General features: G+C 70.3%; 21 protein-coding genes. 12 read left to right on the forward strand and 9 right to left on the reverse strand.

Annotated elements, in window-relative coordinates; genetic code table 11:
• The first annotated feature begins 372 nt into the window (after positions 1-372).
• The 8 genes from ACWD5D_RS16105 to pgi all read left to right on the forward strand — a co-directional run bounded on the left by ACWD5D_RS16105 (position 373) and on the right by pgi (position 8029).
• Positions 373-537, forward strand: coding sequence for a hypothetical protein (locus ACWD5D_RS16105; RefSeq protein WP_451373309.1), 165 nt, complete (start codon positions 373-375; stop codon positions 535-537).
• A gap of 297 nt (positions 538-834) precedes the next feature.
• Entirely contained in the window at positions 835-1845 is a 1011-nt protein-coding gene (gene gap, locus ACWD5D_RS16110; protein WP_451373310.1) for a type I glyceraldehyde-3-phosphate dehydrogenase, read from the forward strand.
• A gap of 135 nt (positions 1846-1980) precedes the next feature.
• Positions 1981-3192, forward strand: coding sequence for a phosphoglycerate kinase (locus tag ACWD5D_RS16115; protein WP_451373311.1), 1212 nt, complete (start codon positions 1981-1983; stop codon positions 3190-3192).
• 41 nt (positions 3193-3233) lie between these two features.
• On the forward strand, positions 3234-3989 hold the full coding sequence (tpiA, locus tag ACWD5D_RS16120) for a triose-phosphate isomerase (protein ID WP_451373343.1): 756 nt from the start codon (positions 3234-3236) through the stop codon (positions 3987-3989).
• A 105-nt stretch (positions 3990-4094) separates the two neighbouring features.
• Positions 4095-4331 carry a preprotein translocase subunit SecG gene (gene secG, locus ACWD5D_RS16125; protein ID WP_451373312.1) on the forward strand — a complete coding sequence of 79 codons (237 nt, stop codon included), beginning with the start codon at positions 4095-4097 and terminating at the stop codon, positions 4329-4331.
• 236 nt (positions 4332-4567) lie between these two features.
• A complete protein-coding gene (locus ACWD5D_RS16130) occupies positions 4568-4903 on the forward strand; it encodes an RNA polymerase-binding protein RbpA (RefSeq protein WP_003957010.1) in 336 nt (111 codons plus the stop codon).
• Between the two features lie 135 nt (positions 4904-5038).
• Complete coding sequence (locus tag ACWD5D_RS16135) at positions 5039-6307, forward strand: MFS transporter (protein WP_451373313.1); 1269 nt, start codon at positions 5039-5041, stop codon at positions 6305-6307.
• A 72-nt stretch (positions 6308-6379) separates the two neighbouring features.
• On the forward strand, positions 6380-8029 hold the full coding sequence (pgi, locus tag ACWD5D_RS16140) for a glucose-6-phosphate isomerase (protein WP_451373314.1): 1650 nt from the start codon (positions 6380-6382) through the stop codon (positions 8027-8029).
• Positions 8030-8184: 155 nt separating this feature from the next.
• Here the strand turns inward: pgi and pgl are convergent, their stop codons facing one another.
• From pgl to tkt, 5 genes are read right to left on the reverse strand one after another with little or no spacing between them, the layout of a single operon-like run.
• A complete protein-coding gene (pgl, locus tag ACWD5D_RS16145) occupies positions 8185-8967 on the reverse strand; it encodes a 6-phosphogluconolactonase (RefSeq protein WP_451373315.1) in 783 nt (260 codons plus the stop codon).
• Complete coding sequence (gene opcA / locus ACWD5D_RS16150) at positions 8964-10010, reverse strand: glucose-6-phosphate dehydrogenase assembly protein OpcA (protein WP_451373316.1); 1047 nt, start codon at positions 10008-10010, stop codon at positions 8964-8966. Before opcA ends, pgl begins: the two co-directional genes overlap by 4 nt.
• Complete coding sequence (gene zwf, locus ACWD5D_RS16155) at positions 10007-11545, reverse strand: glucose-6-phosphate dehydrogenase (RefSeq protein ID WP_451373317.1); 1539 nt, start codon at positions 11543-11545, stop codon at positions 10007-10009. The genes opcA and zwf overlap by 4 nt, the downstream gene beginning before the upstream one ends.
• 1 nt (position 11546) lies before the next feature.
• A complete protein-coding gene (gene tal, locus ACWD5D_RS16160; RefSeq protein WP_451373318.1) occupies positions 11547-12665 on the reverse strand; it encodes a transaldolase in 1119 nt (372 codons plus the stop codon).
• Between the two features lie 33 nt (positions 12666-12698).
• Positions 12699-14801, reverse strand: a complete 2103-nt coding sequence (tkt, locus tag ACWD5D_RS16165) for a transketolase (RefSeq protein ID WP_451373319.1) — start codon at positions 14799-14801, stop codon at positions 12699-12701.
• Positions 14802-15179: 378 nt separating this feature from the next.
• Here tkt and ACWD5D_RS16170 point away from each other — a divergent pair, with 378 nt between their 5' ends.
• The 4 genes from ACWD5D_RS16170 (at position 15180) to ACWD5D_RS16185 (ending at position 18872) form a co-directional block, all read left to right on the forward strand.
• Positions 15180-16169 carry a heme o synthase gene (locus tag ACWD5D_RS16170; RefSeq protein WP_451373344.1) on the forward strand — a complete coding sequence of 330 codons (990 nt, stop codon included), beginning with the start codon at positions 15180-15182 and terminating at the stop codon, positions 16167-16169.
• Positions 16170-16270: 101 nt separating this feature from the next.
• A complete protein-coding gene (locus ACWD5D_RS16175; RefSeq protein WP_451373320.1) occupies positions 16271-16591 on the forward strand; it encodes a hypothetical protein in 321 nt (106 codons plus the stop codon).
• Between the two features lie 415 nt (positions 16592-17006).
• Positions 17007-18113 carry an amidohydrolase family protein gene (locus ACWD5D_RS16180; protein WP_451373321.1) on the forward strand — a complete coding sequence of 369 codons (1107 nt, stop codon included), beginning with the start codon at positions 17007-17009 and terminating at the stop codon, positions 18111-18113.
• An 18-nt stretch (positions 18114-18131) separates the two neighbouring features.
• On the forward strand, positions 18132-18872 hold the full coding sequence (locus tag ACWD5D_RS16185) for a nucleotidyltransferase (protein ID WP_451373322.1): 741 nt from the start codon (positions 18132-18134) through the stop codon (positions 18870-18872).
• Between the two features lie 19 nt (positions 18873-18891).
• Here ACWD5D_RS16185 and ACWD5D_RS16190 read toward each other — a convergent pair whose 3' ends face one another.
• The 4 genes from ACWD5D_RS16190 to ACWD5D_RS16205 all read right to left on the reverse strand — a co-directional run bounded on the left by ACWD5D_RS16190 (position 18892) and on the right by ACWD5D_RS16205 (position 22659).
• Positions 18892-19902: a COX15/CtaA family protein gene (locus tag ACWD5D_RS16190; protein ID WP_451373323.1), complete on the reverse strand. Its 1011-nt coding sequence runs from the start codon at positions 19900-19902 to the stop codon at positions 18892-18894.
• Between the two features lie 70 nt (positions 19903-19972).
• Positions 19973-20689, reverse strand: a complete 717-nt coding sequence (locus ACWD5D_RS16195; protein WP_451373345.1) for an ABC transporter permease — start codon at positions 20687-20689, stop codon at positions 19973-19975.
• Positions 20690-20834: 145 nt separating this feature from the next.
• The gene (locus ACWD5D_RS16200; RefSeq protein ID WP_451373324.1) at positions 20835-21812 is read right to left on the reverse strand and encodes an ABC transporter ATP-binding protein; all 978 of its coding nucleotides are present in this window, start codon (positions 21810-21812) and stop codon (positions 20835-20837) included.
• Positions 21813-21843: 31 nt separating this feature from the next.
• Positions 21844-22659, reverse strand: coding sequence for an aminoglycoside N(3)-acetyltransferase (locus ACWD5D_RS16205; protein ID WP_451373325.1), 816 nt, complete (start codon positions 22657-22659; stop codon positions 21844-21846).
• Between the last annotated feature and the right edge of the window lie 135 nt (positions 22660-22794).

The raw sequence follows: 22794 nt of genomic DNA on the forward strand, positions 1-22794 counted from the left end.
GCGTGAACGGACCGGGCACCATGAGGTCATGCTTCACTCTTTAGCGTGGCGGTGGTGTATCCGTGCGGGCGGCGAAGCAGGGTTCGCTTTCCAGGCGCGCGAGCCCCTGAAGGCGCAACTCCGGCCAGGCCGGTGGACCCGGTTGTGCGGGGCGTCGAACGCCCGCGGTGCGGGGCGCAGGCAATCCCCTTCACCGCGCTGTCAATCCCCTTTACGTCCTGGGCGGTTGGGCGCGTACGGCGCATCGCGGTCAGCGGTGTCCGCGGCGCACGTTCGGTCACTCCGTGACGGAGCGGCCGACCCGGTACGGCCTGGGCGCCCGCGGGTGCACGCCGGCGCGGAGAGCCCGACCGTGACCGGCGGGGCGCCGCCGTGGCCGCCGCCGGCCACAGCGGCAACGCTGACAAGCGCCTCACCCACACCATCGACCTCACCGGTGCCACCGCCGCCGACAAGCCGGCCCCGAGTATCCGACTGCTGTCGGCGGCCGATCGGACGGTGCTCGTGAAGAAGGCTCCGGCATCACCCAACAGGTGAGCGGAGCCCCCTCTCAACGGTGCGTGGAGACGTCATGCATCAGGTGAGCCGACCCGCTCACGAACGAGTGAAAAGACCGTCAAGAAGCACCGTCACACCCTGACAAAAGGGAGTGAAACGACCTCCGATCCGGGGGGTCCGTACCCCTACCGACGGGTACGGACAGCCTGCCCGTGTATGCGGCATCTCGATGTCACCGCGGGGGCCCCAGAGGGGTAGGGTCGGGGGTGGTCGGGGACATCCCAAATACAGCTCGCCGGCACCGCATCGCCGGCGTACCAACGAGGAGATCGGTTCGTGACGATCCGCGTAGGCATCAACGGCTTCGGTCGTATCGGCCGTAACTACTTCCGCGCGCTCCTGCAGCAGGGCGCGGACATCGAGGTTGTGGCTGTAAACGACCTGGGTGACACCGCCACCACGGCTCATCTGCTCAAGTACGACACGATTCTGGGCCGCCTCAAGCAGGAGGTCACGCACACCGCCGACACGATCACCGTCGACGGTCACACCATCAAGGTGCTCTCCGAGCGCAACCCCGCGGACATCCCGTGGGGCGAGCTGGGCGTCGACATCGTCATCGAGTCGACCGGCATCTTCACCAAGCGCGAGGACGCCGCCAAGCACCTCGACGGCGGTGCCAAGAAGGTCCTCATCTCGGCTCCGGCCAAGAACGAGGACATCACCATCGTGATGGGCGTCAACCAGGACAAGTACGACCCGGCGAAGGACCACGTCATCTCCAACGCCTCGTGCACCACCAACTGCGTGGCGCCGATGGCGAAGGTCCTGGACGAGAACTTCGGCATCGTCAGCGGCCTGATGACGACGGTGCACGCCTACACCAACGACCAGCGCATCCTGGACTTCCCGCACAAGGACCTGCGCCGCGCCCGCGCCGCCGCGGAGAACATCATCCCGACCACCACCGGCGCCGCCAAGGCCACCGCGCTGGTGCTGCCGCAGCTCAAGGGCAAGCTGGACGGCATCGCCATGCGCGTCCCGGTCCCGACCGGCTCCGCCACCGACCTGGTCGTGGAGCTGTCGCGCGAGGTCACCAAGGACGAGGTCAACGCCGCGTTCAAGAAGGCCTCCGAGGACGGCGCGCTCAAGGACTACCTGGCCTACACCGAGGACGAGATCGTCTCCTCGGACATCGTGGGCGACCCGGCCTCCTGCACCTTCGACTCGTCCTTGACCATGGTCCAGGACGGCAACACGGTGAAGGTTCTGGGCTGGTACGACAACGAGTGGGGCTACTCCAACCGCCTCGTGGACCTCACGGTCTTCGTCGGCAGCCAGCTCTGATCGCCGCAAGCAGGACCTCGAAGTGAGAGCAGGGCTCGGGCAGCGCACCGTCGCGCTGTCCGGGCCCTGTCCTACGCCCGGACCACGTCCTTTTACGATCAGGGGCATAAAAAGCCCTCATCAGGAGTCCACTCAATGAAGACGATCGACGAACTTCTCGCCGACGGCGTGAGCGGAAGGCGGGTCTTCGTCCGCGCCGACCTCAACGTGCCGCTGGCCGACGGGACGATCACCGACGACGGCCGCATCCGCGCCGTGCTGCCCACCGTGAAGGCCCTCGCGGACGCGGGCGCCGAGGTGGTCGTCGCCTCGCACCTGGGCCGCCCCAAGGGTGCGCCGGACCAGGCCTTCTCGCTGCTGCCCGTCGCCGAGCGACTCGGCGAACTCCTCGGCGCCCCGGTCGCCTTCGCCCAGGACACCGTCGGCCCGGCCGCCCACGCCGCCGTCGACGGCCTCCAGCCCGGCCAGGTCGCGGTCATCGAGAACCTGCGCTTCAACCCCGGCGAGACCTCCAAGGACGACACCGAGCGCGGCGAGTTCGCCGACCAGCTGGCCGCCCTCGCCGACGTCTACGTCGGTGACGGCTTCGGCGCGGTGCACCGTCAGCACGCCTCCGTGTACGACCTGCCGAAGAAGCTGCCGCACTACGCCGGCTACCTCATCGCCACCGAGGTCGGCGTCCTGCGGAAGCTCACCGAGGACGTCAAGCGCCCCTACGTCGTCGTGCTCGGCGGCGCCAAGGTCTCCGACAAGCTCGCCGTCATCGACGAGCTCCTCGGCAAGGCCGACCGCCTGCTCATCGGCGGCGGCATGGTCTACACCTTCCTCAAGGCCAAGGGCCACGAGGTCGGCATCTCCCTCCTCCAGGAGGACCAGATCCCGGCCGTCAGGGAGTACATGGAGCGCGCCGAGAAGAACGGTGTGGAGCTGGTGCTCCCCGTCGACGTCGTGGTCTCCCCGGCCTTCCCGGACCTGAAGGCCAAGGCTCCCACCGAGCACACCGTGGTCGACGCGGACAAGATGCCCGCCGGCCAGATGGGCCTGGACATCGGCCCGAAGTCGGGAGAGCTGTACGCCTCGAAGCTCGCCGACGCCGCGACCGTCTTCTGGAACGGTCCCATGGGCGTCTTCGAGCACCCCGACTACGCCGAGGGCACCAGGGCGGTCGCCCAGGCCCTCGTCGACTCGGACGGCTTCACCGTCGTGGGCGGCGGTGACTCCGCCGCAGCCGTGCGTACGCTCGGTTTCGACGAGAACGCATTCGGCCACATCTCGACCGGTGGCGGCGCCTCCCTCGAATACCTCGAGGGCAAGGCGCTCCCCGGCCTCGCCGCACTGGAGGACTGACCTCAATGGCTGCATCTAATTTCGCCGGGCGCATGCCGCTGATGGCGGGCAACTGGAAGATGAACCTCAACCACCTCGAGGCCATCGCGCACGTCCAGAAGCTCGCCTTCGCCCTGGCCGACAAGGACTACGAGGCCGTCGAGGTCGCCGTTCTGCCGCCCTTCACCGACCTGCGCTCCGTGCAGACACTGGTCGACGGCGACAAGCTCAAGATCAAGTACGGTGCCCAGGACATCTCGCAGCACGACTCCGGCGCCTACACCGGCGAGATCTCCGGCCCGATGCTCGCCAAGCTGAAGTGCACGTACGTGGTGATCGGCCACTCCGAGCGCCGGCAGTACCACGGCGAGACCGACGAGCTGGTCAACGCCAAGGTCAAGGCGGCCTTCAAGCACGGACTGACCCCGATCCTGTGCATCGGCGAGGAGCTGGACGTCCGCGAGGCGGGCAACCACGTCAACCACACCCTCGAGCAGCTCGAGGGCGGTCTGAAGGACCTCCCGGCCGAGCAGGCCGAGTCGATCGTGGTCGCCTACGAGCCCGTCTGGGCCATCGGCACCGGCAAGGTCTGCGGCTCCGACGACGCCCAGCAGGTCTGCGGCGCCATCCGGGCCAGGCTCGCCGAGCTGTACTCGCCGGAGGTGGCCGACAAGATCCGCATCCAGTACGGCGGCTCCGTCAAGGCGGGCAACGTGGCCGAGATCATGGCGCAGGCCGACATCGACGGCGCTCTGGTCGGCGGGGCCTCGCTGGACGCGGACGAGTTCGTCAAGATCGTCCGCTTCCGTGATCAGTAGCGGCAGCCGTGAGTAGGCGGTAGCGGCGATACGTCGTACTCTTGCGGGGGCACAGCCATGGTGCTGTGCCCCCGTCCATCCGAATCCGAGGAAGTTGGTCCAGCCGTGGTTTTGGGGTTCTCGATCGCCCTGATCGTCTTCAGCCTGCTGCTGATGCTGCTGGTGCTGATGCACAAGGGGAAGGGCGGCGGCCTGTCCGACATGTTCGGTGGCGGCATGCAGTCCTCCGTCGGCGGCTCCTCGGTCGCCGAGCGCAACCTCGACCGCATCACGATCGTGATCGCCGTGTTGTGGTTCGCGTGCATCATCGTCCTCGGCATGCTGATGAAGTCCAACGGCTGAGACACGCGCCCGGGACGCCGAGTCGATCGGCGTCTCACAAGCACATACATTCCGTACGTAAGGCCCCATGTTCGGTACGCGCTCCTGAGCGCGGCCTATCATGGGGCTTGCGTCTAGGTGTGGGGGTTGTAACTCCAATCACTGGACGCGCGTTGGGCCTTACGTAGACTGAGGCGCTCGCGGCGAAGCGAAACGCCGACTCGCTTCGCGGCACCATCACGCAGGGAGTTACGACCGTGGCAAGTGGCAACGCGATCCGAGGAAGCCGGGTCGGGGCGGGGCCGATGGGCGAGGCCGAGCGCGGCGAGTCCGCGCCCAGGCTGCGCATCTCCTTCTGGTGCTCCAACGGGCACGAGACGCAGCCCAGCTTCGCCAGCGACGCGCAGGTCCCCGACACCTGGGACTGTCCGCGCTGCGGCTTCCCCGCCGGCCAGGACCGGGACAACCCGCCGGACCCGCCCCGCACCGAGCCGTACAAGACGCACCTCGCGTACGTGCGGGAGCGTCGCAGTGACGCGGACGGCGAAGCGATCCTCGCCGAGGCGCTCGCCAAACTGCGCGGCGAAATCTAGGACTTCTCACCGGCCGGGTGCCCATGGGCACCCGGCCGGAGCCGTCTCACCCGGCCGCCGGCACCCCGTTGTCAGTGGTGCTCGTTACGGTGTGTGCATCGACGCATCGTGATCGGCGCAGCGTGAGGGGGACGCGTGGCAGGGGTCGGGACGGCAGGCGAGGGCGCACCCGCGTGGCGCGGAGGGTTCGGACGGCTGTGGACGGCCGCCGTGGTCTCCCGCTTCGGAGACGCGCTGCGTACGGCCGCGCTGCCACTGCTCGCCGTGCGGTTGACCGACGAGCCGCTCGTCATCGCCTCCGTCACCGCCTGCGGCTATGTGCCCTGGCTGCTGTTCGGGCTGTTCGGCGGGGCCGTGGCCGACCGGGTGGACCAGCGGCGCGCGATGTGGGCCGTGGACACGGTACGAGGCCTCCTCGTCGCCGCCTTCGCCCTCACCGTGGGCCTCGGGCACGCCTCGATCCCCCTGCTGCTCGCCCTCGCGTTCTCCCTCACCGCCCTACAGACGCTCTTCGACAACGCCTCCACCGCCCTGTTGCCCTCCCTGGTGGAGCGCGAGGTCCTCGGCGGTGCCAACGCCCGTCTGATGACCGGTCAGCAACTGGCGGGCGGGCTGTTCGCGGGCCCGTTCGTGCCGGTGCTGCTGACGGCCGGGGCGTTCATGCCCTTCGCGGCGGACGCCGGGACCTATCTGGTGGCCGCCACGCTCGTCGCGTCCTTGCGGATACGGCCCCCGGAGCGGGAGCCGCGCCCGGGCGGCAGCACCCTGCGCACGGAGATCGGCGCGGGCCTGCGCGCCCTGTGGCGCGACCGGACACTGCGTTCGGTCTGCGTGGCCACGCTGCTGTGCAACATCGGCATGGGCGCCCTGATCGCCACACTCGTCCTGCACGTCACCCGCTGGCTGCACGCCGGCAACGCGGGATACGTGGCCGCGATGACGGCGTACTCGGCCGGCAGCCTCGCCGGAGGCCTTATCGCCCAGCGGATCGCGCGCCGCGCCGGGCGCGTTCGGGCCCTGCTGCTCGGCGGCAGCGTCCAGGTCGCATCGCTGCTGCTCATCGGCGGTGTGCGGCACCTGGCGGCCCTGATCGCCGGGACGCTGTTGCTCGGCGCGATGAACATGGTGTGGAACGTCAACCAGGTCACGCTGATGCAGCAGCGCAGCCCCGAGTCGATGCTGGGCCGCATCGCCTCCGCCTTCCGTACCGCCTCGACGTCCGGCGCCCCGCTCGGCGCCCTCCTCGGCGGAGCGGCGGCCCGCCTCTGCGGACTCAACACGCCCGCCCTGCTCGCGGCCGTCCTCTTCGCCCTGGCGGTCACCGCGCTGATATCGGCGCGCAAGCCGGACGTAGAAGTTGTTGCACCGCGGGACGGCGTCATGACCCCTCGTCCCACGGGCTGATCAACTAGTTTGTGAACCGGCAGCGGGCAACGGACGCAGCAGGACAGGCAGGAAAGAAGGCAGAAGCCGGATATGAACGCAGACGGCCGTACGAGGCTCAACCAGACGCCCGAGTGGACCGCTCTCGCCAAGCACCGCGAGGAGCTGGCCGACACTCATCTGCGGGACCTGTTCGCCGCCGATCCGGGGCGCGGCGACGGGTACACGCTGCAGGTCGGCGACCTGCACATCGACTACTCGAAGCACCTGGTCACCGACGAGACGCTGCGGCTGCTGCGGGAGTTGGCGGCCGCCACGGACGTCTTCGGACTGAGGGACGCCATGTTCCGCGGCGAGAAGATCAACACGACGGAGAACCGGGCCGTGCTGCACACGGCCCTGCGCGCCCCGCGCGACGCCGTGGTCGAGGTCGACGGGGAGAACGTCGTCCCGGACGTGCACGCCGTACTGGACCGGATGAGCGACTTCGCCGACCGAGTCCGCTCCGGCACCTGGACCGGCCACACCGGCAAGCGCATCAAGAACGTGATCAATGTCGGCATCGGCGGCTCCGACCTCGGCCCCGCCATGGCCTACGAGGTGCTGCGCAGCTTCACCGAGCGCGACCTCACCGTCCGCTTCGTCTCCAACGTGGACGGCGCCGACCTGCACGAGGCGACCCGGGACCTGGACCCGGCCGAGACGCTGTTCGTCATCGCCTCCAAGACCTTCACCACGGTCGAGACCATCACCAACGCGACCTCCGCGCGCACGTGGCTGGTGGACGCGCTCGGTGACACGTCCGCGGTCGCCCAGCACTTCGTGGCGCTGTCGACCAACGCCGAGAAGGTCGCCGAGTTCGGCATCGACACGGCCAACATGTTCGAGTTCTGGGACTGGGTCGGCGGACGGTACTCGTACGACTCCGCGATCGGCCTGTCCCTGATGATCGCCATCGGCCCGGACAACTTCCGCGAGATGCTGGACGGCTTCCGGCTGGTCGACGACCACTTCCGCACCGCCCCCGCCGAGGCCAACGTCCCGCTGCTGCTGGGCCTGCTGGGGATCTGGTACGACAACTTCCACGACGCCCAGTCGCACGCGGTACTGCCCTACAGCCACTACCTGTCGAAGTTCACCGCCTACCTGCAGCAGCTGGACATGGAGTCCAACGGCAAGCACGTGGCGCGTGACGGCCGTCCGGTCGACTGGCAGACCGGTCCCGTCGTCTGGGGCACCCCCGGTACCAACGGGCAGCACGCCTACTACCAGTTGATCCACCAGGGCACGAAGCTCATCCCCGCCGACTTCATCGGCTTCGCCCGGCCGGTGGCCGAGCTGAGCGGGGAACTGGAGGCCCAGCACGACCTGTTGATGGCCAACTTCTTCGCCCAGACCCAGGCGCTGGCGTTCGGCAAGACCGCCGAGGAGGTCCGTGCGGAGGGCGTGCCCGAGGAACTGGTCCCGCACAAGACCTTCCACGGCAACCGGCCGACGACCACGATCCTCGCCCGCGAACTGACCCCGTCCGTCCTCGGCCAGTTGGTCGCCCTCTACGAGCACAAGGTGTTCGTGCAGGGGGCGGTCTGGAACATCGACTCCTTCGACCAGTGGGGCGTGGAGCTGGGCAAGGTCCTCGCCAAGCGGGTGGAGCCGGCGCTGACCGAAGGGGCCGAGGTGGAGGGGCTGGACGCGTCGACGCGGGCCCTTGTCGCCACGTACAGGAAACTGCGCGGCCGCTGATCACCCCCCACACACACAGCGGCCACGGTCCCGGAAGACCCGCAGGGCCGGCGGGACCGCGCCACCTCGTGAGCACAGTCGTCGTCCGAACACGCGGACGCCGGGTCCCGTCCTGCGACGGAACCCGGCGTCAACTGTTCCGGAGACAGTCCGCGTTACGGCGACGCCGGCGGATACAGCGACCGCGGCAGATCGGAGGCCGCGGCCGAGTCCAGCAGCCACAGGGTGCGCTGCCGGCCGTACGCGCCCGCCGCCGGGGCCTGGATCTCGCCCGCACCGGACAGGGCGATGGCCGCGGCCTGGGCCTTGTCCTCGCCGGCCGCGAGGAGCCAGACCTCACGGGCCGAGCGGATCGCGGGCAGGGTGAGGGAGACGCGGGTCGGCGGGGGCTTGGGGGCGCCGTGGACGCCCACCACCGTGCGCTCGGTCTCGCGGACCGCGGGCAGCTCCGGGAAGAGGGAGGCCACGTGGGTGTCCGGGCCGACACCCAGCAGCAGGACGTCGAAGGACGGCGCACTGCCGTGGTTCTCCGGCCCGGCCGCCTTGGCCAGCTCCGCCGCGTACGCCTCCGCGGCCGCGTCCACGTCCGCACCGTACGGGCCGTCGGACGCGGGCATGGGGTGCACGCGCGCCGGGTCCAGCGGTACGGAGTTCAGCAGGGCCTCGCAGGCCTGCGTGTAGTTGCGCTCCGGGTCGCCCTCGGGGAGGTAGCGCTCGTCGCCCCACCACAGTTCGAGGCGGCCCCAGTCGATGGCGTCCCGGGCGGGGGACGCCGCCAGCGCGGCCAGCAGGCCGTTGCCGTTGCGGCCGCCCGTGAGGACCACGGACGCCCGGCCCCGGGAGGCCTGGGCGTCCACGATCTTCGTGATCAGGCGGGCCGCGGCGGCCTGCGCCATCAGCTCCTTGTCGCGGTGCACGACCAGCTGGGGAGTGCTCACTTCGCCGTCGCCTTCTTCGCAGGAGCCTTCTTGGCGGCCGTCTTCCTGGCGGGCGCCTTCGCGGCCTTTGCCGCCCCTTCCGGCGCGGCGGCCGGCTCCGCGGCGTCGGCCTGCGGGTCGGTGTTCAGCCGCTCCACGCCGTAACGCAGTGCCGAGGCGTAGGTGTCGTCCGGGTCGAGCCGGCGCAGCTCCTCCGCGATCAGCTCGGCGGTCTCCCGCCGCTTGAGCGCCACCGCGCGGGCCGGCTGGCCCTCGATGGACAGCGTGGCCAGCGAGCCGTCGGCCCGGTCGAGGACGATCGCGCCGCAGCTGGTGTCCATACGGACGGCCGTGAGGCCCGGCCCCGGGGACAGGGTGCGGCGCACGGGCACGCCGAGCCGGACCGCGAGCCACATGGCCAGCAGCTCGCAGCTCGGGTTGAACTCCTCGCCCTCCACCTCGACGGCCTGCACCGTGCAGGTCACCTGGTCCAGGGCCGCCGCCAGCATCGAGCGCCACGGCGTGATCCGGGTCCAGGCGAGGTCGGTGTCGCCGGGCGTGTAGGCCGCGGCGCGGGCCGACAGCTCCCGCACCGGCTGCTCGGCGGCATAGGTGTCGGTGACCCGGCGCTGGGCCAGCGCGCCCAGCGGGTCCTTCGCCGGGTCCAGCGGGGCGTTCACCGGCCACCACACCACCACCGGGGCGTCCGGCAGCAGCAGCGGCAGCACGACCGAGTCGGCCTGGTCGGCGACCTCGCCGTACAACCGCAGGATCGCCGTCTCGCCGGTGCCCGCCTCCGCGCCCACCCGCACCTCGGCGTCCAGACGCGAGGTGGTGCGGTCGCGGGGGGAGCGGGAGACACGCTTGATGACCACGAGCGTGCGTGAGGGGTGCTCGCGCGACGCGTCGTTGGCGGCCTTCAGGGCGTCGTAGGCGTTCTCCTCGTCGGTCACGATGACGAGGGTCAGGACCATGCCGACGGCGGGGGTGCCGATGGCTCGCCGACCCTGCACGAGCGCCTTGTTGATCTCGCCGGCGGTGGTGTCGGTCAGGTCGATCTTCATGGCCGGCGCCAGCTCCGTCCGTCTCGTGCGAGCATCTCGTCCGCCTCGGCGGGGCCCCAGGTGCCCGACTTGTACTGCGCGGGCCTGCCGTGCTTGTCCCAGTACTCCTCGATCGGGTCGAGGATCTTCCAGGACAGCTCGACCTCCTCGGTGCGCGGGAAGAGGTTGGCGTCGCCGAGCAGCACGTCCAGGATGAGCCGTTCGTACGCCTCCGGGCTCGACTCCGTGAAGGACTCGCCGTAGGCGAAGTCCATGGACACGTCCCGGATCTCCATCGAGGTGCCCGGCACCTTGGAGCCGAAGCGGACCGTGATGCCCTCGTCGGGCTGGACGCGGATGACGATCGCGTTCTGGCCCAGCTCCTCCGTCGCCGTGTGGTCGAAGGGGGAGTGCGGGGCCCGCTGGAAGACGACCGCGATCTCCGTCACGCGGCGGCCCAGCCGCTTGCCGGTGCGCAGGTAGAAGGGGACGCCCGCCCAGCGGCGGTTGTCGATGCCCACCTTGATCGCGGCGTAGGTGTCGGTCTTCGACTTCGCGTCGATGCCGTCCTCTTCGAGGTAGCCGATGACCTTCTCGCCGCCCTGCCAGCCCGCCGCGTACTGCCCGCGGACGGTGCCCCGGCCCAGGTCCTTCGGCAGCCGGACGGCGCCGAGCACCTTGGTCTTCTCCGCGGCCAGCGCGTCCGCGTCGAAGGAGGCGGGCTCCTCCATCGCGGTCAGCGCGAGAAGCTGGAGCAGGTGGTTCTGGATGACGTCACGGGCGGCGCCGATGCCGTCGTAGTAGCCGGCCCGGCCGCCGATGCCGATGTCCTCGGCCATGGTGATCTGCACATGGTCCACGAAGGACCGGTTCCAGATCGGCTCGAACATCGTGTTGGCGAAGCGCAGCGCCAGGATGTTCTGGACGGTCTCCTTGCCGAGGTAGTGGTCGATCCGGAACACCTGGTCCGGCTCGAACACCTCGTGCACGACCTTGTTGAGCGCCTCGGCCGACTCCAGGTCGTGGCCGAACGGCTTCTCGATGACCGCGCGGCGCCAGGAGCCGCCGCTCTGATCGGCCAGGCCGTGCTTCTTCAGCTGCTGGATGACGAGGGGGAAGGAGCGCGGCGGCACCGACAGGTAGAAGGCGAAGTTGCCGCCCGTGCCCTGTGCCTTGTCCAGCTCCTCGATGGTGGAGCGCAGCCGCTCGAACGCGTCGTCGTCGTCGAAGGTGCCCTGGACGAAGCGCATCCCCTGGATGAGCTGCTGCCAGACCTCCTCACGGAACGGCGTACGGGCGTGCGCCTTGACCGCGTCGTGGACCTCCTGCGCGAAGTCCTCGTTGGCCCATTCGCGGCGGGCGAAGCCCACCAGCGAGAAGCCCGGCGGCAGCAGACCCCGGTTCGCGAGGTCGTAGACCGCGGGCATCAGCTTCTTGCGCGACAGGTCGCCCGTGACGCCGAAGATCACCAGGCCCGACGGCCCCGCGATACGCGGGAGCCGTCGGTCGGCGGGGTCACGAAGCGGGTTGGCTCCGGAACCGGAAAGCGGTGACAACTCAGTCCTCCGCGGGGACGAGGCGCTTGAGCTCCGCCTCGGTCGACTTGAGCAGGTCGATCCAGGACGCCTCGAACTTCTCGACGCCCTCGTCCTCCAGCACCTGGACCACGTCGTCGTACGCGATCCCGAGCTTCTCGACCGCGTCGAGGTCGGCGCGGGCCTGCGCGTAGCCGCCGGTGATGGTGTCGCCGGTGATCTCGCCGTGGTCCTCGGTGGCCTCGAGGGTGGCCTCCGGCATGGTGTTGACCGTGTTCGCCGCGACCAGCTCGGTGACGTACATGGTGTCCGGGTAGGCCGGGTCCTTGACGCCGGTCGACGCCCACAGCGGACGCTGCTTGTTGGCGCCGTCCCGCTCCAGGGCCTTCCAGCGGTCGGAGGAGAAGACCTCCTCGTACGCCTCGTAGGCGAGGCGCGCGTTGGCGACGGCGGCCTTGCCGCGCAACGCCTTGGCCTCGTCGGTGCCGAGGGCGTCAAGGCGCTTGTCGATCTCGGTGTCCACGCGGGACACGAAGAAGGACGCGACGGAGCGGATCAGCGACAGGTCCAGGCCGCGCTCCTTGGCCTTCTCCAGGCCGGTGAGGTAGGCGTCCATGACCGCGCGGTAGCGCTCCAGCGAGAAGATCAGCGTGACGTTGACGCTGATGCCGAGGCCGATGACCTCGGCGATCGCCGGCAGACCCGCCTTCGTGGCCGGGATCTTGATGAGGGTGTTGGGGCGGTCGACCAGCCAGGCCAGCTGCTTGGCCTCGGCGACGGTCGCCCGGGTGTTGTGGGCGAGGCGCGGGTCGACCTCGATGGAGACCCGGCCGTCCTGGCCGCCGGTCGCGTCGAAGACCGGGCGCAGGATGTCGGCGGCGTCGCGGACGTCCGCCGTGGTGATCATGCGGATGGCCTCGTCCACGGTGACCTTGCGGGCGGCGAGGTCGGCGAGCTGCTGCCCGTACCCGTCACCGCTGCTGATCGCCTTCTGGAAGATCGTCGGGTTGGTGGTGACGCCCACGACGTGCTGCTGGTCGATCAGTTCGGCGAGGTTGCCGGACGTGATCCGCTTGCGCGACAGGTCGTCCAGCCAGATCGCGACGCCTTCCTCGGAGAGGCGCTTGAGTGCGTCTGTCATGGAATTACATCTCCTACGTGTCGTGTATGAGCGTCAGCGCTGGGCGTCGGCGAGGGATTCCCGGGCCTTCGCGGCCACGTTCTCGGCGGTGAAGCCGAACTCGCGGAAGAGGACCTTGCCGTCGGCGGACGCACCGAAGTGCTCCAGGGAGACGATGCGGCCGGCGTCCCCGACGTACCTGTGCCAGGTCAGACCGATGCCCGCCTCCACGGCGACACGGGCCTTGACGGACGGCGGCAGCACGGAGTCCCGGTACCCCTGGTCCTGCTGCTCGAACCACTCCACGGACGGCATGGACACCACCCGCGTGGGCACGCCCTCGGCCTGCAGCTGCTCGCGCGCCTCGACCGCCAGGTGCACCTCGGAACCGGTGGCGATCAGGATCACCTGCGGCTCCGTGTTCTGCCCGCCGGGCCCTTCGGCCTCGAACATGACGTATCCGCCGCGCGCGGCGTCGTCGTTGGACTCGTAGGTCGGCACGCCCTGGCGGGTCAGCACCAGGCCGTGCGGCTGGCCCTTGCCGAACTCCTTGGTCCAGCGCCCCAGGATCTCGCGCCAGGCGATGGCGGTCTCGTTGGCGTCCGCCGGGCGGACGACGTTCAGACCGGGGATCGCGCGCAGCGCGGCCAGGTGCTCGACGGGCTGGTGGGTGGGGCCGTCCTCGCCGAGGCCGATGGAGTCGTGCGTCCACACGTACGTCACCGGCACGTGCATGAGGGCCGACAGACGCACCGCGTTGCGCATGTAGTCGGAGAAGACGAGGAAGGTGCCCCCGTAGACACGGGTGTTGCCGTGCAGCGTGATGCCGTTCATCTCCGCGGCCATCGCGAACTCGCGGATGCCGAAGTGGACGGTACGGCCGTACGGGTTGGCCTCCGGCAGCGGGTTGTCCGCCGGCAGGAAGGAGCTGTCCTTGTCGATGGTCGTGTTGTTCGACCCCGCGAGGTCGGCGGAGCCGCCCCACAGCTCGGGGATGACCGCGCCGAGGGCCTGCAGCACCTTGCCGGAGGCGGCGCGGGTCGCGATGCCCTTGCCCGTCTCGAAGACCGGGATCTTCTCCTCCCAGCCCGTCGGCAGCTCTTCCTTGCTCATGCGGTCGAACTCGGCGGCGCGCTCCGGGTTGGTGTTGCGCCACTCCTGGAACGACTTCTCCCACTCCGCCTTGGCCTGACGGCCCCGTTCGAGGGCCTGGCGGGTGTGGGCGAGCACCTCGTCCTCGACGGCGAAGGACTTCGTGTCGTCGAAGCCGAGGACGCGCTTGGTCGCGGCGACCTCGTCGGCGCCGAGCGCCGAGCCGTGGGCGGCCTCGGTGTTCTGGGCGTTCGGGGCCGGCCAGGCGATGATCGAGCGCATCGCGATGAAGGACGGCCGGTCGGTGACCGCCTTGGCCTTCTCGATCGCCGCGTAGATCGCCTCGGGGTCCAGGTCGCCGGTGGACTTGGCCTCCACACGCTGCACGTGCCAGCCGTAGGCCTCATAGCGCTTGACCGTGTCCTCGGAGACCGCAGTCTCGGTGTCGCCCTCGATCGAGATGTGGTTGTCGTCCCACAGCAGGATCAGGTTGCCGAGCTTCTGGTGACCGGCCAGCGAGGACGCCTCGGAGGAGATGCCCTCCTGGAGGCAGCCGTCACCGGCGATGCAGTAGATGTAGTGGTCGAACGGGGACGAGCCCTGCGGGGCGTCCGGGTCGAACAGACCGCGCTCGAAGCGGGAGGCCATCGCCATGCCCACCGCGTTGGCCACACCCTGGCCCAGCGGACCGGTGGTGGTCTCGACGCCCTTGGTGTGCCCGTACTCCGGGTGACCCGGAGTCTTCGAGCCCCAGGTGCGGAAGGACTCCAGGTCCTCCAGCTCCAGACCGAAGCCGGCCAGGTAGAGCTGCGTGTAGAGAGTCAGGGACGAGTGTCCGGCGGACAGGACGAACCGGTCACGGCCCACCCACTCCGGGTCGGCCGGGTCGTGCCGCATCACCTTCTGGAAGAGGGTGTAGGCGGCCGGGGCCAGGCTCATCGCCGTACCGGGATGGCCGTTGCCCACCTTCTGTACGGCGTCGGCGGCCAGGACACGAGCGGTGTCCACGGCCCGCTGGTCGAGCTCGGTCCAGTCAAGGTCTGTGGTGGTCGGCTTGGTGCTCACCCTGGTTCAGGGCTCCTCTCCACATGTCGGTCGCCGGTCGTCGGGGCAGACTGCCCTCCCGGCCGCCGGTGCACTTCTGCCCACCGGCCGGGTTGAGCCTACCCCTGTGAGGACGTGCGTTTTTTCGAGTCATTCCAGACTGCCGGGCATCCGTGCGATCCGCCTCCCGACTGGCCGACACCGCATTCGGCACATGAATACGGAGCCGCTCATCTGACCGCTCAGTCGAGCCCCTGGACCCCTCTTATGAGACGTCCGCCAACACGACCCCACCCCCGCGAAGGCCGGGGTATGGGCAACGTCTAAAGTGGCGTGGTACGCGCGAGCCTTTACCGGGACTTTCACACGGTGAGGTTTGCTGGGATGTCTCTGTCAGGGGTGTGCGTGACGGCCGTCGAATCCCGTCCAGCGGATGGGGGCACCGCCCATGCCGTGCAGGTCATGGGAGAGCTCGGTGGTGCGAGCCGGGGTCCGGGCGATCGGTCGTTCGGAGCCCGTGTCAAGGCGTTCGTGGCGCTGACCAAGCCGCGGATCATCGAGCTGCTGCTCATCACCACCGTTCCGGTGATGTTCCTGGCTCAGCAGGGCGTACCCGACCTCAGGCTGGTCCTGCTCACCTGCGTCGGCGGTTACCTGTCCGCGGGCGGCGCCAACGCGCTGAACATGTACATCGACCGGGACATCGACGCCCTGATGGACCGCACCTCGCAGCGGCCGCTGGTGACCGGCATGGTCAGCCCGCGCGAGTGCCTGGCCTTCGGCATCACGCTGGCGGTCGTCTCGACGCTGCTGTTCGGGTTCACCGTCAACTGGCTGAGTGCCTGGCTGTCACTCGGAGCGCTCCTTTTCTACGTCGTCGTCTACACGATGATCCTCAAGCGGCGTACGTCGCAGAACATCGTGTGGGGCGGTATCGCCGGCTGCCTTCCGGTGCTGATCGGCTGGTCCTCCGTCACGAACTCGATGTCGTGGGCGCCGGTCGTTCTCTTCCTCGTCATGTTCTTCTGGACACCGCCGCACTACTGGCCGCTGTCCATGAAGGTCAAGGAGGACTACGCACGCGTGGGCGTGCCGATGCTCCCGGTCATCGCCTCCAACAAGGTGGTCGCCCGGCAGATCGTCATCTACAGCTGGGTGATGGTGGCCGTCTCCCTGCTGCTCACCCCGCTCGGCTACACCGGCTGGTTCTACACGGTGGTCGCGCTCGCGGCCGGCGGCTTCTGGCTGTGGGAGGCGCACGGGCTGCAGAACCGGGCGAAGGCCGAGGTGACCGGGGTCAAGCTCAAGGAGATGCGGCTGTTCCACTGGTCGATCACCTACGTGTCGATCCTCTTCGTCGCGGTCGCGGTGGATCCCTTCCTGCGATAGCACCGCGGCAGCCTCCGGCGCTTCTGACGGGAGGGGCGCGTGGTCAAGGCCACGCACCCCTCCCGTCGCCGTTCGATCTACCCATGAGTAGCATCCTGGCCATGGCAGACACGCAGCAGGTTGACCCCAAGGCCGAGCGCAAGGCGGCGAAGCTCGCCCACCAGATCAGCACCTTCGCGAAGTCGCACGGCGGCGCCGAGGGTCAGGTGGCCTACATCGGCGAGCGCGGCGCCCGTATCGCCCTGGTCGGCGAGGACGGCGAGTGGGGCAACCTGGTGGCCCCCACCCTCGAGATCGCCGAGCAGGCGGTGCGCAAGGCCGGCATCACCGTGCACGAGTCCTTCGACGGCGAGTTCGCGCTGAAGGTGAAGACGGGACCGTACGAGTGGAAGCGGATGGCCGGGATCCAGATCGGCGGCTGATTTCGGGGCGACCGCGTTCCTTCACCGTGCCCGTTCGCGGATCGGATGCGAACGTGTGTCCCGATGGTCGCTGGTCATGAGGATGCGGGGTGTGTGGGGGCGTAACGGTCGGTAGGGTCACCGTGTCAGTCCGTGAGCCCTTCGAAGGCACGAACCGGTGAACGCCGGGGACACGGTTGTACGTGGCGTCGACCGGACTGTCGTCATCGGGCGCTGTCCGATGTGGGTGTCTGTCACCGCACCCGCGCCCTCGTCTCCGTCGAGGGCGGATGCGACCCGTGACCGTCCTGTCGTAGGGGGCAGTCGGGAGCGCGACAAGGTGTGAGCTGTCGAGTCGGCAGGCTCGTTCGCTCGCGGCCGAGAAGGTGACCCGTTAGGACGGGTAGGAAGCACGTCCGCCCACGGGGGAGCCCCGATGATCGAAACGTCGTCCCTCGTGGACCAGTACTGCCACGGGGTGCTGCGGACGGAACTGGGCCTCGGCACCTTCGAGGCCCAGTTGGCCCGCACCGAGGGGCCTCCGGCGCCCGGCACCACGCTCTTCGACACCCAGACCGGCTTCGCCGTGCGGCGCTGGTGCCCGCCCCTCCTCGGTCTGGAGCCGCACTGCGCGCCCGCCCGCTATCTCGCCCGGCGCCGCGAACTGGGCGTCCTGGAAGCGGGCCGCCGGCTGCTGCGGGGCAGCGGCATCACCACCTACCTGGTCGACACCGGCCTGCCCGGAGACCTCACAGGACCTGACGAGATGGCCTCCGCCGGGGACGCCGAGGCCCGCGAGATCATCCGCCTGGAACTCCTCGCCGAACAGGTCGCCGACACCTCGGGCACCGTCGAGTCCTTCCTCGCCAACCTCGCCGAATCCGTGCACGGGGCCGCCGGGCAGGCGGTCGCCTTCACCTCCGTGGCCGGGCTCAGGAACGGACTGGCTCTCGCGCCCGAGCCGCCGGGACCGGGCGAGGTGCGGGGCGCGGCCGGCCGCTGGCTGGCCGGGCGGCCGGTCGGCGGCGAACTCTCCGACCCGGTCCTGCTCCAGCACCTGCTGTGGATCGCGGTCGCCTCCGGACTTCCCCTGCAACTGCACGCCGGGCTCGGCGAACCGGGCTCCCGCATCGACCGCACGGACCCGGTGCTGCTCACCGACTTCGTGCGGGCCACGGCGGGCCTCGGCGCGGACCTGATCCTGCTGCACGGGTATCCGTACCACCGTCACGCCGCCCACCTGGCCGGTGTCTTCCCGCACGTGTACGCCGACTCGGGGGCGGCCCTCGTCCGCACCGGCGCCCGCGCGGCCACCGTCCTCGCCGAGATCCTGGAGCTGGCCCCGTTCGGCAAGATCCTCTTCTCCAGCGGCGCCCACGGCCTGCCCGAACTGCACGTCGTCGGCGCCCATCTGTTCCGCGAGGCCCTGAACCGGGTGCTGGGGACCTGGGTCGCGGACGGCGCCTGGTCCCTGGGGGACGCCCAGCGGGTGGCCCGAATGGTCGCGGCGGACAACGCGCGCCGGGTGTACGGGCTGACGTGAGCCGTCCAGACTGAGCCGATGCCGACCGACGCGCTCATCGACCGCTTCCTGCACGGCCTCGCGCCGCTACGACCGCTCGCCCTGTGGGCCCACGGCTCCCTGGCCGGCGGGGACTACCAGGAGGGCCGCAGCGACCTGGACCTGATCGCGGTGCTGCCCGGCCCCATCGGCTTCGGAACCGTACGGCAGACGGTGACGCTGCACCGCCGGCTGCGCACCGAACCGCTCGCCGCCAAGCTGCACTGCAGCTATCTCACCCCGGCCACGCTCGCCGACCCCGAGCGTTCGCACCTCACCTGGGCGCACGAACACGTGATGCGCCGCCCGGTCACCCCCGTCACCCGGGGCGAGCTGCACCGGTTCGGCCGGGTGCTGCACGGCGAGGCGCCGGGCGCCCTGCTCCCGCCGGTGCCGGCGCACGAGCTGAACGGGTACGTGGTGCGCGACCAGCGGGACTACTGGCGGCCGGCGGTCGACAAGGCGAGGCTGTGGCGGCAGGACGTCTGGGTCGACCTGGGGCTGCTGACCTTCGCCCGCGCCACCGTCACCCTGCGCGAGGGGCGGCTGATCTCCAAGCGCGAGGCGCTCGCCGAACTGCCCGCGCTCGGCGCGCCCACGGAGGTCGTCGAGGACATCGCGCGGCGCCGCTACGACGAGGACCCCGCCCCGGCGCACGACGACTGGCGCGCCCGCCGCGCCGACCTGACCCGCGCCTACCTCGGCCCGGCGATCGACGCGCTGATTACCACGTACGGATGACAGTCGTGCGGGTACGCGCTCACGCGCGCGTGCCCACCGCCACATCGGCCGAGGGGCCGGGCAGGTCCAGGGGGGCCTCCGGGCGTTCCCGCAGGGACAGCAGGACGCGCAGCACGCCGATCCACACCAGGCACGAGCCGAACATGTGCAGGCCGACCAGGGCCTCGGGCAGGTGCGTGAAGTACTGGACGTAGCCGATGACGCCCTGGCCGAGCAGGATCAGGAAGAGGTCGCGGGTGCGGTCGAGCGGGCCCTTGGGGGCGTCGACCGCCTTCAGCACGAACCAGAGCGCGAACGTCAGCGTCACCACGATCCAGGCGAGCACCGCGTGCAGCTTGGAGACGGTCTCCCAGTCGATGGGGATCCGCTCCACCTCGCTGGAGTCACCCGCGTGCGGGCCCGCGCCGGTCACCACCGTGCCGACGGCGATGAGCAGCACGGAGGCGGCCACCAGGAACCACACCAGCTGCTGCACGGCCTTGCCGACCAGCGGCCGGGGCGCCTCATCACCCTCCCGGGTGCGTTCCCACATCACCGTGGCGACGGCGATCAGCGCCGAGGACAGCAGGAAGTGCGCGGCGACCGTGTACGGGTTCAGGCCGACCAGGACGACGATGCCGCCGAGCACCGCGTTGCCCATGACCACCCAGAACTGCGCCCAGCCCAGCCGGGTCAGGCCGCGCCGCCACGGCTTCTCGGAGCGCGCGGCGATGATGGCCCAGCCGACGGCCGCGCACAGCACGTACGTCAGCATGCGGTTGCCGAACTCGATGGCGCCGTGGAAGCCCATCGCGCTGGTGGTGGTCAGCGAGTCGTCGGTGCAGGTGGGCCAGGTCGGGCAGCCGAGGCCCGAGCCGGTCAGCCGGACGGCGCCGCCCGTGACCACGATGACCACCGACATGACGAGTGCGGCGAAGGCCGCCCGCCGGACCGTCCGGGGTTCCGGGGTCCAACGGGCTGCGATGAAGGCGAGCGGGTTGCGCAGGGCCGCTACGGCGTCGGCACGGGTCAGCTTTGGCACGTGCACCATCGTAGGCCGCCGCTTGTGCATCCATTCACGAGGGTCCCGCTCCGTACCCCGAAGGAGGTCGGCCGGGCCCCTACTCCCAGCGGAAGAACCTGCCCGCCGCGGCCAGCCCCACGACCGCCCATCCGGCGAGGATCCCCAGGTCGCCCCACGGCATCCCGGCCCCGTGCTGGAGCACGTCCCGCAGACCGTCCGACAGGGCGGAGATGGGCAGCAGACCGAGGACGTCCTGTGCGGCCGGCGGGAACTTGTCGAGCGGCACGATCACCCCGCCGCCGACGAGCAGCAGCAGGAAGACCAGGTTGGCGGCGGCCAGTGTGGCCTCGGCCTTCAGGGTGCCCGCCATCAGCAGCCCGAGCCCGGAGAAGGCGGCCGTGCCGAGGACGAGCAGCAGCACGACCGAGACGGGGTCGCCGTGCGGGGACCAGCCCAGCGCGAAGGCGATCACCGTCAGCAGGATCACCTGGAGGATCTCGGTGACCAGCACGGACACCGTCTTGGCGGTCATCAGGCCCCAGCGGGGCAGCGGGGAGGAGGCGAGCCGCTTCAGCACGCCGTAACGGCGCTCGAAGCCGGTCGCGATGGCCTGCCCGGTGAACGCGGTCGACATCACGGCGAGGGCCAGGACGCCCGGGGCGAGGAAGTCGACCGCCTCGCCCTTGCCGGTGTCGACGATGTCCACGGAGCTGAAGAGCACCAGCAGCAGCGTCGGGATCACGACGGTCAGCAGCAGCTGCTCGCCGTTGCGCAGGAGCATCCTCGTCTCCAGCGCCGCCTGCGCCCCGATCATGCGGAAGAGCGGGGCGGCGCCCGGCTTGGGGGCGTAGGTACCCGTCACGGTGGTCACGAGCGCAGCTCCTTGCCGGTCAGCTCGAGGCTGTGTTCTCCCGGGGGACGACCCCCGGACCCCCGGCCGATGTCGGTGTGAGCCGGAATCATGAGCGCAACTCCCTGCCGGTCAGCTCCAGAAAAACGTCTTCGAGAGTGTGCCGCTCCACGGAGATCCGGTCCGGCATCACTCCGTGCTGGGCGCACCACGAGGTCACCGTGGCCAGCAGCTGGGGGTCGACCTTGCCGGTGACCCGGTAGCTGCCCGGGGTCAGCTCGGCGGCCGTGGAGTCGGCCGGGAGCGCCTTCAGCAGGGAGCCGACGTCGAGGCCGGGGCGGCCGGTGAAGCGCAAGGTGTTCTCGGCGCCGCCCTTGCACAGCTCCTCGGGGGAGCCCTGGACGATGACCCGGCCGCCGTCGATGATCGCGACGTCGTCGGCGAGCTGCTCGGCCTCTTCCATGTGGTGGGTGGTGAGGATCACCGAGACGCCGTCGGCGCGCAGGTCCCTGACCAGGTCCCAGGTGGCCCGGCGGGCCTGCGGGTCGAGGCCCGCGGTCGGCTCGTCCAGGAACACCAGCTCCGGGCGTCCGACCACGGCCATGGCGAGCGCGAGCCGCTGCTGCTGGCCGCCGGACAGCCGCCGGTAGCTGGTGCGGCCGCAGGAGCCGAGCCCGAGGCGTTCGACGAGCGCGTCCACGTCCAGCGGGTGCGCGTGCAGCTTGGCGACATGGCGGAGCATCTCGTCCGCGCGGGCGCCAGAGTAGACGCCGCCGGACTGGAGCATGACGCCCACGCGGGGGCGCAGCTCGGCGGACTGGCGTATCGGGTCGAGGCCGAGGACGCGCACCGTGCCGGAATCCGGCTTCCGGTACCCCTCGCAGGTCTCGATCGTGGTCGTCTTCCCCGCCCCGTTGGGGCCGAGTACGGCGGTGACTCCCGCCTGGGCCACCAGGTCGAGGCCGTCGACCGCGGTCTTTGTGCCGTACCGCTTCACCAGGGCCTTGACCTCGATGACCGGGTGCGACGCGAAGCGTCTCGTCGACGGGTGGTGGTCGGGAGACGGGCGGGCGGGCTCACTTCGCATGGGTCCAGAGTCTAGGTACGCCGCCCGGGGCTCAGGCGCGGGGGTGCGGGAACTCGTCCTCACGGGGACGATGCACGGGCAGCCACCGCTGCGCGTAGGCGACCGCGTCCGCCACCGGGAACAGGCGTGCGGTGGCCGCGCCGACCTTTCCGCGCACGACCGGCCGGTCCCGTTCGAAGTCGTGGCCCAGCTCGTCGAAGCGGTCGGAGGTGATCGACACCTCGGTCACCCTCTCCCATCCGCCGCCCGGCGCGGGCCGGCCGACCTCCACGTGCGGGGAGGGTATGCGGTACTCGGCCAGGTGGAAGCTGGTGCAGGCGTCGTAGCCCGCGCCGAGCAGCAGGACGCGGGCGCCGAGCTTCTCCAGCCGGGCCAGCGGACTGCGCTCGCCGAGCCGGCAGTCGGGGGCGTGGCCCGCGGTGATCTCCGCGGCACGCCCTCCGAGCGCCGCGAACGAGGTCTGCGGGTGCGCGCTGCGCAGGGCGCCGGGCCAGGTCCGCACGGTCTCGGGGATCACGCCGACCCCGCGCGTGGGGGTGATCCGGGGGTCGTAGGCGGGCATCGTGGCCCGGATGCGCTCCCACCAGTCCTCGGGCACCGGAGGGTTCCCCCACACCGCGGGGTCGGACAGGTCGCCGGACTGGGCGGGGACGACGAGCGTGCCGTCCGGGCCGAGGGCGTCGAGGAGCGCCCGGACCACGGCGACGGCGCCTCCGTTGACCCAGCCCAGGGCGCTGAGGGAGGAGTGCACCAGGAGGATCTCGCCGGGTTCGACACCGAGCGCGCTCAGCTCCGCGCCGGCACTGTCGCGGGTGACGAGGGGGCCGCGCGGAGGGGATGTCGGCATGGGGTGGAGTCTTCCCGAACGGGCGTGCCCGGCGCCACCGATTTGCCTGGTGAGAGGCGCCGGAATGATCGATCAGAAGATCGTTTCCGCAGGTCGGATTAGGTATACCTAAGTGATGCAGGGCACCGTCGATGA

This window comes from Streptomyces sp. NPDC002520, from assembly GCF_053595235.1.

Bases quoted from the DNA above. Each gene is read 5' to 3' on its own strand.
- tal (WP_451373318.1), bottom strand. From the start codon at position 12,665: ATGACAGACGCACTCAAGCGCCTCTCCGAGGAAGGCGTCGCGATCTGG.
- ACWD5D_RS16190 (WP_451373323.1), bottom strand. From the start codon at position 19,902: ATGGTGCACGTGCCAAAGCTGACCCGTGCCGACGCCGTAGCGGCCCTG.
- ACWD5D_RS16185 (WP_451373322.1), top strand. From the start codon at position 18,132: ATGCCGACCGACGCGCTCATCGACCGCTTCCTGCACGGCCTCGCGCCG.
- tpiA (WP_451373343.1), top strand. From the start codon at position 3,234: ATGGCGGGCAACTGGAAGATGAACCTCAACCACCTCGAGGCCATCGCG.
- opcA (WP_451373316.1), bottom strand. From the start codon at position 10,010: ATGAAGATCGACCTGACCGACACCACCGCCGGCGAGATCAACAAGGCG.
- ACWD5D_RS16115 (WP_451373311.1), top strand. From the start codon at position 1,981: ATGAAGACGATCGACGAACTTCTCGCCGACGGCGTGAGCGGAAGGCGG.
- ACWD5D_RS16200 (WP_451373324.1), bottom strand. From the start codon at position 21,812: ATGCGAAGTGAGCCCGCCCGCCCGTCTCCCGACCACCACCCGTCGACG.
- ACWD5D_RS16180 (WP_451373321.1), top strand. From the start codon at position 17,007: ATGATCGAAACGTCGTCCCTCGTGGACCAGTACTGCCACGGGGTGCTG.
- ACWD5D_RS16205 (WP_451373325.1), bottom strand. From the start codon at position 22,659: ATGCCGACATCCCCTCCGCGCGGCCCCCTCGTCACCCGCGACAGTGCC.
- ACWD5D_RS16175 (WP_451373320.1), top strand. From the start codon at position 16,271: ATGGCAGACACGCAGCAGGTTGACCCCAAGGCCGAGCGCAAGGCGGCG.
- ACWD5D_RS16195 (WP_451373345.1), bottom strand. From the start codon at position 20,689: ATGATCGGGGCGCAGGCGGCGCTGGAGACGAGGATGCTCCTGCGCAAC.
- pgi (WP_451373314.1), top strand. From the start codon at position 6,380: ATGAACGCAGACGGCCGTACGAGGCTCAACCAGACGCCCGAGTGGACC.